Below are 11,291 nucleotides of genomic sequence, written 5' to 3'. Positions count from 1 at the left end.
GTCCTCAGTTCTTCGTTGGTGGTGGTACCCGCCATACCAACCCCCACCACCAACGAAGAACTGAGGACCCCCCGCAGGTCCGAAATCGGTCAACGGGGAATCACACAGCTCGTGTGAGTGGAAGCCGGGAGCTCCTAGCGCGCGGCCTTCTTGCGTTCGATGTCGGCCAGCGCCGCAGCCAGTTCCGCGCGCTGCGCCGCCGACGTCTCCCACGCCAGCTTGCGGTTCTTGACCACCTTCGCCGGTGCGCCCACCGCGATCGAGAAGTCCGGGATGTCCCCCTTGACCACCGCGTGGGCGGCCAGCACACACCCACGGCCGACGGTGGTGCCGCGCAATACGGTGACCTTCGTCGCGACCCACGTGTCCGGGCCGATGCGCACCGGACTCTTGACGATGCCCTGGTCCTTGATCGGCATCTCGATGTTGTCCATCTTGTGGTCGAAGTCGCAGACGTAGCACCAGTCGGCCATCAGGACGGAGTCCCCGAGTTCGATGTCGAGATAAGTGTTGATGACGTTGTCGCGGCCGAGCACCACCTTGTCGCCGATGCGCAGCGAGCCCTCGTGGGCGCGGATGGTGTTCTTGTCGCCGATGTGCACCCAACGTCCGATCTCGAGCTGCGACAGTTCGGGTGTCGCCTGGATCTCGACGTTCTTGCCGAGGAACACCATGCCGCGGGTGATCACGTGCGGGTTGGTCAGCTTGAACTTGAGCAGCCGCCAGTACCGGACCAGGTACCACGGGGTGTAGGCGCGGTTGGCCAGCACCCATCTGACCGAAGCCGCCGTCAGGAACCGGGCCTGGCGCGGGTCACGCAGTCGCGAGCCCCGCCAACGCTTGTGCAGCGGAGCGCCCCACATCGTCGTCATGGCCGCAAAGCCTACGCGAGGACGTCACGGCGTCCGGGTTACCCTCACGTGGGCTCATCAGCGACGTGAAAGGACACCGTGTTCCGGCGATTCCTCGTGCTGACGGTTTCGGCGCTGCTGGTGGGTGTGTCCGCAGCGTGCGGTGACACGTCGTCATGGGTGGAGGCGAAGGCCGCGCCGGGGTGGCCGGCGCAGTACGGCGACGCCGCCAACAGCAGCTTCGTCGCCGCCGACGGCGCCGACACGTTGAAGCTGGAGTGGAGTCGGTCGGTCAAAGGCGACCTCGGCGCCGCGGTGGCGCTGGGCTCCGGCGGCTACCTCGCCGCCAACGCCCAGAGCCCGGCAGGTTGCTCGCTGATGGTCTGGGAGGCCGACAACAACGGCAGGCAGCGGTGGTGTTCGCGCCTCGTGCAGGGTGCGGGCGGAGCCAGCCCGCTGATCGACGGGTTCGACAACGTCTACGTCGGGCAACCCGGCGCAATCCTGTCGTTTCCGCTGACGCAGTGGATCCGCTGGCGCAAACCCGTGATCGGCGCGCCGACGACACCCCGGATCATGGCGCCCGGCCAGTTGCTCGTGATCACCCACCTCGGTCAGGTCCTCGTCTTCGACGCCCACCGCGGCACCGTCGAGGGCACACCGCTCGACCTGGTGACCGGTGTCGACCCCAGGAACTCCGAACGGGGCCTCGCGGACTGCGGCCCGGCCCGGCCCCAGTGCCCGGTGGCGGCGGCCCCCGCTTTCTCGGCCGCCGGCAACATCGTGGTGCTGAGTCTGTGGGAGCCCGGCGCCGACAAGCCGGTTCTGGTCGGCCTGCGCTACCGGCCGGGGCAGACGCCTCTGCTGGCGCGCGAATGGACCAGTGACGCAGTGGAGAAGGGGCCGCTGGCCAGTCCGGTGATCTCGGCGGACGGGTCGACGGTCTACGTCAACGGCCGCGACGAACGCCTGTGGGCGCTCGACACCGCCGACGGCGACGCCAAGTGGTCGGTCCCCCTGGACTACCTGCCGCAGACGCCGCCGTCGGTCTCACCGGACGGCTCGATCATCGCGGGCGGCGGGCCGGGAGCGAAGCTGACGGCGGTCCGCGACGAGGGCGACCGCGGCGAGGTGGTGTGGACCCGCGAGGACGTCGCCCCGCTGACCACGTCGAGTCGGGCCGGCGTCCTCGGCTACGTGGTGGCCGAGGGACCCGACGGTGGCCAGGACCTGACGGTGTTCGACACCGGCGACGGTCGCACCGTCAACAGCTATCCCCTGCCCGAGGCGACCGGGTGGCCGGTGGGGGTCTCGCTCGGGCACGACGGCCGCGTCGTCGCCGCCACGAGTGACGGCAAGGTCTACGGCTTCGCGCCGGAATGAGCGTCGCCGACGTGTGAACCGACGCGAAGAGGCCAGACGTCGTCTTTCTAGACCGCGAGGATGGGTGCGAGCGCTGCCCGCGGCACCGATGCCTGAAGGGCGCCTGCCGCCTCGGGCAGCAGTTCGCCCTGACCGAAGAAGAAGATCACCGCATCGTCGGTGACGGCGAAGTTCTGGTAGTTCTGCGGGTCGAGGCCTTCGGCGGGCGGGACGGGCTGATCGATCCCGGTCTTGGTCTGCAGATCCCGCTGCACGGCGGGATACACGACGTCCAGCGGACGGGTGCCGGGCCGGAACAGCGTGTCGAACGTGATCGGTGCACGCGTCCCGAGGTCGTAGTTGAAGGCCTTGAACCACGTCTGCGGGTGCGCGCCACCAACGTTCTGATAGACCTCCAGCACCAGGCTCTGGGTGCCGCGCGGGGCCAGCCCCGAGTGGTGGGCGGTGCCCTTGGCGTCGAGCACGTACGGCAGGTTGCGTGCGCCCGGCATCTCGGAGACGTTGACGAACCCGTCACGCGTCTGGGTGAGGTACGCCGAGACCGCCTGCTCGTCGGGGTAGCCGGCCGGAAAGCTGAAGTCGACGGTGTAGGCGGCGGTCGCGGCGTGGACCTGACAGGACTGCTCGGCGTTGAGGGCGCCGCCGAGGTCGGCGCACGCGGTCTGCGCCGACGCCACCGTGGTACCGGTCCACCCGGCCAGGACGGTGGCGGTCAGCAGCGCCGCGATCGAAGTGGTGCGTGTCATCACCGCAAGGGTACGTGCCGGTTCAGTGTGACGGTCGGCATATGAAGGCTGTTGCCCGGCTTGCGGTCCCGCTGCCCAGCCGGGTCACCACGACCGACACGGCGGCGCTGCCGCGGGGTCTGAGCCGGCGGCGCAGTACATCGGGGTCGACGTCGACGCCGCGGACCAGGATCTCGACGGACCCGGCGTCGTGGGTCGCGAGCGCCTGCCGCAGCCGCTTCTCCTGGTAGGTGACCTGTTCGAGCACCTCGAACCCGCGGACGCCGTCGGGGAGCCGATCCCCCGAGAGATAGGCGATCTCGGGGTCGAGCTGCCACAGACCGTGCCGTGCCGCGTAGTGGCGCACCAGTCCGGCCCGCACGATCGCACCGTCGGGATCGATGATCCAGCGGCCCGCGGACGCAACCGGGCAGTCGTCGGGTTCGGCGTCGGTGACGTCCTCGCCGCGGTCGATGACGCTCGCACGGCGGGTGACTCCGGCCGGTGTCAACCCGGCCGACCACAGGCAGGCCTCCCGGACGCTGCCCGCATACGAGGTGATCTCGATCTCGTCGCTGAATCCGAGGTGCCGCAGCGCGCCGAAATCGATTCCCGGAGCGCATTTGACGACGACGTCCCGGCCTGCGTAGGTGTCGAGCGCCTCGTCCAGCGGCGGCGTGTACCGGCGCGGGTCGAACGTGCGCCGCCCTCCGCTTCTGCGCGCCGGGTCGAGCAGGACGACCGTGTCACGGGTCACGGGCCGCAGGGCGTCCGCACGCAGCAGGGGCACAGCGGGACCGAGGTTGTGCCGGGCCATCGCCAGGCGCACCGGATCGAGGTCGCTGCCGACGACGTAGGCGGCTCGATCGGCCAGTGCGGCAAGCTCGGTGCCGATCGAGCACGTCGCGTCGTGTACCCGCGATCCGGTCAACCGCCGAGCCCGGTGCGCGGCGACGACACCTGCGGTGGCCTGCTGCAGCGCCTCGTCGGTGAACAGCCAGTCGGCGGTGCCCGGCAGCTTGTCCGCCGCCTTTCGGCGCAACTGCACCGTTTCGACCAGGATGCCGGCACGTGCGCCGAAACGTGTTCGCGCCGAGGCGATGTCGGCGACCAGACTGGTGGGCGTCAACGGCAGCGCCGCGACGGCGGCCAGCGCGCCGCGACCCTCGTCGCTGCGCAGGTAGGCGACCGACTCGAGGTCGAACGCTAGGACGGCTTGACCCCTGTGACCATCACGTTGTAGAACCAGCCCTTCGGGACGATTCGGCGCCACACGTTGGCGTCGACCCAGCTCAGCGTGGTCCAACTGCCGAACGCGAATTTCGCCCAGTTCCAACCCAATCGGCCCGGGGGCACGGCGGCCTCGAACGTCCGGACCGGCCAGCCCAGCATCGCGGCGGTGAATTCCTCACTGGCGGTGTGCACCTCGACGGCTCCGGCCGAACGGGCCATGCGCTCGAGGTCGGCCGGGTCGAAGGTGTGCAGATCGACGACGGCCTCCAGGGCGGCCGCGCGCGACGATTCGTCGAGTTCGGTCTGCGGACGGCGCCAGTCCGAGAGCATCGGCAGCTTCGTGACGTTGGTGGCGATCCGCCACGTCAGCGTCGACAGCTCGCGCGCGTAGCGGTTGCCCACGGTGGTCGGCTCCCCGGCGAACACGAACCGGCCGCCTGGTTTGAGCACTCGGATGACCTCGCGCAGCGACAGTTCGACGTCGGGGATGTGGTGCAGCACCGCGTGCCCGACCACCAGGTCGAAGGTGTCGTCGTCGTACGGGATGCCCTCGGCGTCGGCGACCCGCCCGTCGATGTCGAGCCCGAGCGACTGACCGTTGCGGGTGGCGACCTTCACCATGCCCGGCGACAGGTCGGTCACCGAACCCCGCCGCGCGACGCCGGCCTGGATCAGGTTGAGCAGGAAGAACCCGGTGCCGCAGCCGAGTTCCAGCGCCCGGTCGTAGGGCAGGTCACGCTGTACCTGCTCGGGCACCGCGGCGTCGAACCGCCCCCGGGCGTAGTCGACGCACCGCTGGTCGTAGGAGATCGACCACTTCTCGTCGTAGGTCTCGGCCTCCCAGTCGTGGTAGAGCACCTGGGCGAGCTTCGAGTCGGTCATCGCGGCCTCGACCTGTTCGGCGGTCGCGTGCGGGTTGGACGCGGGCAGGTCGGTGGACGTGTGGTCGATACTCGTCATGGCTGGCAGCCTAACCGGCGAAGGCCGCCTTGGCGGCAGCCAGCACCTGCGGTGAGTAGTCGGTGAAGCGCCGCGCCCAGGCCACAGCGGCGTCGTACACGCCGTCGGGTGCGGCCAGTTCGTCGAGCAGCCCCAGCGTATGGGCCTCCTCGGCACCGACGAAGCGCCCGGAGAACACCAGGTCCTTGGCCTTGCTCAGGCCGATCGCCTGCGTCAGGTGCGCCGTGGCGTCCGGGCCGGGGGCCAGGCCGGCGAGGATCTCCGTCGAGCCCACCTTGACGTTGTCCCCGCTGATGCGCCAGTCGGCGGCCAGGGCCAGCGTCAGGCCACGGCCCAGGGCGTAGCCGGTCACCGCGGCGACGGTCGGTTTCGGGATGGCCGCCACCGCGGCGAGGGCCCGACGGGCCGCCTCGGTGGCGGCGGCGGTCTCCCGGGGGTCCAGCGCGCGCAGCGCGGGGACGTCGTCGCCGGCCGAGAAGATCTCGTGACCGCCGAACAGGATGACCGCGGCGATGTCGTCCCGGCCGGTGAGTTCCTCGGCGGCCGAGGTCAATTCGCGATACACCTGGCGGGTGAGCGCGTTGGTCGGCGGGCGCGACAGCAGCAGCGTGGCGATGCCCGGCTGCTCGTCGCTGGTGTGGACGCCGACGAATTCCCTCACGGCGTCACGGTGCCCGGTGATTGCGCGCCGCGTTGTACCGGTCGCTGTCGAAGAACTCGATCTCCCAGTTGCCGTCGTGGACGGCGAGGGTGGGCTGCACCGCCTCGATGCGGCGTTCGACGGCGAGCACCTCGGCCACCGTGCGGCCGGCCAGCGCATCGAGCTGCGTCCACGTCGGCGGCAGTAGGAACGACCGCCCGTCGGCGAAGTCGCGCAGCGCCTCCCCGGGGGTGATCCAGCCGGCCTGGTCGGTCTCGGTGTTCTCGCCGTCGGCGCGCTGACCGTCGGGCAGCGCCCCGACGAAGAAGTAGGTGTCGTAGCGGCGGGTGCGCTCCTCCTCGGGTGTCACCCAGTTCGCCCACGGCCGCAGCAGGTCTGCCCGCAGCACCAGCTTCTCGGTGCGCAGGAAGTCGGCGAACGACAGCGACCGGTTGGCCAGCGCGTGGCGCGACTCGCGGTAGACCGACGCATCGTCGACGAGGACGTCCGGATCGTCGGCGGCGCCGGCGAACAGTACACCGCACTCCTCGAACGTCTCGCGGGCGGCAGCGCACACCAGAGCCTCGGCCAGGTGTTCGTCGACGCCCAGCCGTTCGGCCCACCACTGTGGACTGGGCCCGGCCCACGCGATGTCGGCGTTGCGGTCCCGGTCGTCGACGCCGCCGCCGGGGAACACCATCACCCCGGCGACGAAGTCCATGCCGGCGTGCCGGCGCATCAGGAAGACCTTGATTCCCTCGGGGGTGTCCCGGATCAGCATCACGGTGGCCGCGGGCCGCGCCACGAGTGGGTCGGGCGTCGGCTTCTCGGTGGGTTTGGTCATGCGCGTCTCCTGTGAGCGGCCCGGGTGCGGGTGCGACGGGCGAAGTAGCGGCCGTCGATGACGTCGAGGGCGATCTGCTGGCCGAAGGCCTTGGAGAGGTTCTCGGCGGTCAGCACGTCGGGCAGCAGGCCGGCGGCGACGATCTGGCCCTCGGAGAGGATCAGGCAGTGGCTGAACCCCGGCGGGATCTCTTCGACGTGGTGGGTGACGAGCACCATCGCGGGGGCGTCGGGGTCGGCGGCGAGGTCGGCCAGCCGGGCGACGAGTTCCTCGCGCCCACCCAGGTCGAGGCCGGCGGCCGGCTCGTCGAGCAGCAGCAGTTCGGGATCGGTCATCAGCGAGCGCGCGATCATGACCCGCTTGCGTTCGCCCTCGGACAGGGTGTCGTAGATCCGCTCGGCCAGATGTTCGGCGCCGACGCTCTCCAGCATGTCGACGGCCCGCGAGTAGTCGACCTCGTCGTAGCGTTCCCGCCACCGCCCCAGCACGGCGTAACCGGCGGACACGACCAGGTCCCGCACCACCTCGCCCGGTGGAATCCGTTGCGCGAGCGCCGAACTGGACAGCCCGATGCGGGACCGGAGTTCGGCCATGTTGGTGCGGCCGAGCCGCTCGCCCAGCACGTGGGCGATCCCGGAGGACGGGTGCTCCGTGGCGGCGGCGATGCGCAGCAGTGACGTCTTCCCCGCCCCGTTGGGTCCGATGACCACCCACCGTTCGTCGAGTTCGACCGCCCAGGTGAGCGGGCCGACCAGCGTGCGGCCGCCGCGGCGCAGGCTGACGTCGGCGAAGTCGATCAGCAGGTCCTCGTCGATGGCGTCGCCGGTCAGACCCTCGGCCGTGTCTTCTGCGGGCACCCGACCATCGTGCCGTACTCGACGGCCTCCGCAACCTGCGGGTCACCCCCGCGATCGGGGCGTGCGCGGTCGCGCTCGGCGCGGCGGTGCGCACCGAATTCGCCCAGCCGCATGAACAGCTGCACCAGCGGACCGATCCCGAACGCGTAGACCACCGTCCCGACGCCGACCGTGCCGCCGAGCAGCCATCCCGCGGTGAGCACGGTCGCCTCGATCGCGGTGCGCACCAGACGCACCGACCGGCCGGTTCTGGCCACCAGCCCCGTCATCAGCCCGTCCCGGGGCCCCGGCCCGAGCCCGGCGCCGATGTAGAGCACGGTCGCGAGCGCGTTGAGCACCACCGCGGTGAGCATCCACACCACCTGCACCGGCAGCGTCGACGCGCCGGGCAGGACGATCAGGCTCGCATCGACGGTCACCGCGATCACCACGACGTTGGCCACCGTCCCCACCCCGGGCCGGTTGCGCAGCGGGATCCAGGCCAACAGCACCACCACGCCGACCAGTGCCGTCGCGGTGCCGATGGTCATGCCGGTGCGCCGCGCCAGACCCTGATGGAAGACGTCCCAGGGGTCCAGTCCGAGGCCCGCTCGCACCATGAGCGCCATGGAGAAGCCGTAGAGAACCAGTCCGACGAGCAGGAGCGCGGCCCGCGCGGAGCCCTTCGTAAGCCGCACCCGCACTAGGAGGGGTCCGGGAAACGGATCCGGATGGCGTCCAGTTCGGTGCGCATCCGGCGCAGATCGGCGTCCAGTTCGGGGCTGGCGAACTCCCCGGGGCGGTAGTTGAACAGTGAAGAGAGGCCAGTTCCGAGTCGAGATATCCAGTTTGAAGTCATGTGGCCCATTGTTGGAACGCTTGGCTTGCCCTTCAATAGCCAGTTCGCGCATACTGGCCACAATGACCCTGGAAATGCCTGCCAGAGCTCTCGATGTCGGACGACTGGCCCGCGAGCTGGGGAACTGGCGTACGTCCAGTTCCAGCGGCCCCGTCTATCAAGGCCTGGCCGACGGTATCCGGATGCTCATCGTCGACGGGCGGCTTCCGGTCGGCGCCCGGTTGCCGAGCGAGCGCGCCCTCGCCGACCGGTTACGGGTCTCGCGCACCACGGTCACCAGTGCCTACGCCCAACTGCGCGAAGACGGATACCTGCTGGCCCGCCGCGGCGCCCGCAGCACCACCGCGCTCCCGGCCACCGTCGAGACCCCCACCCCACCCGTCGCGCCCCGAGGTGCGGTCAACCTGGCCAACGCCGCGCTGGCCGCTCCGGCACCCGCGGTGCTGGCCGCGCTCACCACGGCCACCCAGCAGATGACGCCTTACCTCCACGACACCGGCATCGAACTCGCCGGCGTGCCGCCTCTTCGCGAGGCGGTCGCCGAAAAGTACTGCGCGCGTGGGCTTCCCACGGAACCCGACGACATCATGATCACCACGGGTGCGCTGCACGCGATCGGGTTGATCCTGGCGACCTACACCCAGCCGGGCGACCGTGTGCTCGTCGAGCAGCCGACCTACCACGGCGCACTCGCGGCGATCACCACCGCGGGCGCCCGCCCGGTCCCGGTGGCCATCGGCGACGACGGCTGGGACCTCGGTGCTCTGCAGAACGCGATCCGCCAGCTCGCGCCCACCCTCGCCTACCTCGTGCCCGACAACCACAACCCCACCGGCCTGACGATGCCGCAGGCACAGCGTCAGGACCTCGCCGCGCTCATCGCCGACACCGGCACCCGCACCATCATCGACGAGACGATGACGGAGGTGTGGCTGGACGAGCCGGTCCCCCCGCCGGTCGCGACGGCGATGACCCGCCGCCGGGATCTGCTGCTGACCATCGGATCGATGTCCAAGTCGTACTGGGGCGGGCTGCGAATCGGGTGGATCCGGGCCGATCCGGCCACGCTGGCCTCGATCGCGGCATTGCGTCCGTCCATCGACATGGGTACGCCGATCCTCGAGCAGCTCGCCGCGGCGGAACTGCTCCGCGGCGGTTACGACGTGCTGCCCGAGCGCCGCGAGATCCTGCGTACCCGCCGGGCACTGATGGTGTCGCTGCTCGATGAACACCTGCCGGACTGGCAGCCGTGTCCCGGCGGCGGTGGCCTGGCGCTGTGGGTGCGGCTGCCCGCCCCGATGAGCTCGGCGCTCTCAGCTGCGGCCTCGCGGATGGGGCTCGACGTGCCGCCCGGCCCGCGCTTCGGCGTGGACGGTTCGCTTGAGCGGTTCATCCGCATCCCCTACACACTGCCGCCCGAGCAGATGACCGAGGCCGTCACCCTGCTGGCGCGGGCGTGGAATGCGGTGACCGGTGCGACGGCGGTCTCGCAGCGCGTTGTCGTGGTCTGACCCGGCGGCGGATCAGTCCTCGGGGATCTCGACGCGGCGCAGCAGCCCGTCGACGGCGTCGGCGGCCTCGATCTCCCCGCGGGTGACGCCGAGGATGAACAGCACGGTGTCCAGGTAGGGATGGCTCAACGAGGCGTCGGCGACCTCGCGCAGCGCGGGTTTGGCGTTGAACGCCACGCCCAGCCCGGCCGCGCAGAGCATGTCGATGTCGTTGGCGCCGTCACCGACCGCGACGGTCTGCTCCATGGGCACCCCGGCCTGCTGTGCGAAGTTCCGCAGCGCCTTGGCCTTGCCCGGCCGGTCGATGACCTCACCGACCACCCGGCCGGTCAGCTTCCCGTCGACGATCTCGAGTTCGTTGGCGGCGACGAAGTCCATCATCAGCTCATGGGCCAGCGGTTCGATCACCTGGCGGAAACCGCCGGAGACGATGCCGCAGTGGAAGCCGAGCCGGCGCAGGGTGCGCAGCGTCGTGCGCGCGCCCGCGGTGAGCTCGATCTGCTCGGCCACGTCGTCGAGGACCGACGCCGGCAGTCCCGCCAGCGTGGCGACGCGCCGGTGCAGGGATTCGGCGAAGTCCAGCTCCCCCCGCATCGCGGCCTCGGTCACCTCGGCGACGGCGGCCTCCGCACCCGCGCGTGCGGCCAGCATCTCGATCACCTCGCCCTGGATCAGGGTCGAGTCGACATCGAACACGATGAGGCGTTTCGCCCGGCGGGACAGGCTGTAATCCTCGAGCGCGATGTCGACGCCCTCCTCGACGGCCACCCGGGCCATCGCCTTCTGCAGCTGTCCGTACGCCGCGCCCGCCGGCACCGACACCCGCAGTTCCAGACCCGTGACCGGATAGTCGGAGACCCCGCGAATGGTGTCGATGTTGACGCCGAGGGCGGCGACCTCACGGGCCACCACACCGAAGGCGCTCGCCGTGATCGGCCTGCCGAGCACGACGATCGTGTGGGTGGACGGCTCCCGCATCACCGGGGTGTCGGCGCTGCGCTCGATCGTCACCTCGAGGCCGAGGTCGTGGATGGCCTCCTCGACGTCGTGGCGCAATGCGTCTCCGTCGGCCACCTCCGGCGCCGCCGCCACCAGCACACCGAGCGTGAGGCGGCCGCGGATCACGACCTGTTCGACGTTGAGCAAGTCGACGCGGTGCCGTGACAGCACCTCGAACAGCGCCGAGGTGACACCCGGCTGGTCCAGTCCGGTGACGGTGATCAACGCCGATGAGCGCTGGCGCGAAGAGCCGACAGCTGAGGCCACCTTTCGGCCATTCACCCCCAGGTTCCGCAGCAGCCCATCAGCTGGACGCGTCGATCGGCTTGGGCTCGTCCGCATGGTGGTCGCGGCCGACGTGGGCCTCGGCCCTCATCCGCTCGACCATGTGCGGGTAGTGCAGCTCGAACGCCGGGCGCTCCGACCGGATGCGGGGCAGTTCGGTGAAGT

The 11,291-nt window shown here is 70.5% G+C and carries 13 protein-coding genes; 2 read left to right on the top strand and 11 right to left on the bottom strand.

The genetic code is table 11. From position 1 onward, the window contains the following. Positions 1 to 134 precede the first annotated feature (134 nt). On the bottom strand, positions 135 to 872 hold the full coding sequence (locus tag AU195_RS21425; protein WP_059161044.1) for an acetyltransferase: 738 nt from the start codon (positions 870 to 872) through the stop codon (positions 135 to 137). A 78-nt stretch (positions 873 to 950) separates the two neighbouring features. On the opposite strand from AU195_RS21425, the gene AU195_RS21420 reads away from it, so the two are divergent. Further along, the gene (locus AU195_RS21420) at positions 951 to 2,234 is read left to right on the top strand and encodes an outer membrane protein assembly factor BamB family protein (protein ID WP_059161043.1); all 1,284 of its coding nucleotides are present in this window, start codon (positions 951 to 953) and stop codon (positions 2,232 to 2,234) included. Positions 2,235 to 2,281: 47 nt separating this feature from the next. Here AU195_RS21420 and AU195_RS21415 read toward each other — a convergent pair whose 3' ends face one another. The 8 genes from AU195_RS21415 to AU195_RS26010 are packed head-to-tail and all read right to left on the bottom strand — an operon-like array spanning position 2,282 to position 8,331. Further along, positions 2,282 to 2,980 carry an esterase gene (locus AU195_RS21415; RefSeq protein WP_059161042.1) on the bottom strand — a complete coding sequence of 233 codons (699 nt, stop codon included), beginning with the start codon at positions 2,978 to 2,980 and terminating at the stop codon, positions 2,282 to 2,284. A 22-nt stretch (positions 2,981 to 3,002) separates the two neighbouring features. Beyond that, positions 3,003 to 4,208: a THUMP-like domain-containing protein gene (locus AU195_RS21410; protein ID WP_059161046.1), complete on the bottom strand. Its 1,206-nt coding sequence runs from the start codon at positions 4,206 to 4,208 to the stop codon at positions 3,003 to 3,005. Then, on the bottom strand, positions 4,166 to 5,152 hold the full coding sequence (locus AU195_RS21405; protein ID WP_059161041.1) for a class I SAM-dependent methyltransferase: 987 nt from the start codon (positions 5,150 to 5,152) through the stop codon (positions 4,166 to 4,168). Before AU195_RS21405 ends, AU195_RS21410 begins: the two co-directional genes overlap by 43 nt. Positions 5,153 to 5,162: 10 nt before the next feature. Continuing rightward, complete coding sequence (locus AU195_RS21400) at positions 5,163 to 5,813, bottom strand: enoyl-CoA hydratase (protein ID WP_059161040.1); 651 nt, start codon at positions 5,811 to 5,813, stop codon at positions 5,163 to 5,165. Between the two features lie 4 nt (positions 5,814 to 5,817). Further along, on the bottom strand, positions 5,818 to 6,636 hold the full coding sequence (locus AU195_RS21395) for an NUDIX hydrolase (protein WP_059161039.1): 819 nt from the start codon (positions 6,634 to 6,636) through the stop codon (positions 5,818 to 5,820). After that, positions 6,633 to 7,493 (bottom strand): ABC transporter ATP-binding protein, encoded by an 861-nt coding sequence (locus tag AU195_RS21390; RefSeq protein ID WP_059161038.1) that lies wholly within the window; start codon positions 7,491 to 7,493, stop codon positions 6,633 to 6,635. Before AU195_RS21390 ends, AU195_RS21395 begins: the two co-directional genes overlap by 4 nt. Beyond that, positions 7,463 to 8,176, bottom strand: coding sequence for a membrane protein YczE (gene yczE, locus AU195_RS21385; RefSeq protein ID WP_059161037.1), 714 nt, complete (start codon positions 8,174 to 8,176; stop codon positions 7,463 to 7,465). The genes AU195_RS21390 and yczE overlap by 31 nt, the downstream gene beginning before the upstream one ends. After that, on the bottom strand, positions 8,176 to 8,331 hold the full coding sequence (locus AU195_RS26010) for a hypothetical protein (protein WP_172800671.1): 156 nt from the start codon (positions 8,329 to 8,331) through the stop codon (positions 8,176 to 8,178). The genes yczE and AU195_RS26010 overlap by 1 nt, the downstream gene beginning before the upstream one ends. A gap of 62 nt (positions 8,332 to 8,393) precedes the next feature. Between AU195_RS26010 and yczR the strand changes: the two genes are divergently transcribed. After that, complete coding sequence (gene yczR, locus AU195_RS21380) at positions 8,394 to 9,842, top strand: MocR-like transcription factor YczR (protein ID WP_286149444.1); 1,449 nt, start codon at positions 8,394 to 8,396, stop codon at positions 9,840 to 9,842. A 12-nt stretch (positions 9,843 to 9,854) separates the two neighbouring features. On the opposite strand, the gene serB is transcribed toward yczR, so the two are convergent. Together serB and AU195_RS26280 are read right to left on the bottom strand one after the other, a co-directional pair. After that, positions 9,855 to 11,108: a phosphoserine phosphatase SerB gene (gene serB / locus AU195_RS21375; protein WP_059161045.1), complete on the bottom strand. Its 1,254-nt coding sequence runs from the start codon at positions 11,106 to 11,108 to the stop codon at positions 9,855 to 9,857. Between the two features lie 37 nt (positions 11,109 to 11,145). Then, a partial coding sequence (locus AU195_RS26280; protein WP_172800670.1) for a hypothetical protein occupies positions 11,146 to 11,291 on the bottom strand: 146 nt, incomplete at its 5' end.

Source organism: Mycobacterium sp. IS-1496, assembly GCF_001499995.1.
GTDB lineage: Bacteria > Actinomycetota > Actinomycetes > Mycobacteriales > Mycobacteriaceae > Mycobacterium.
Note: the sequence above shows the minus strand (reverse complement) of the source record. Positions and strands in the feature narration are given on the sequence as shown.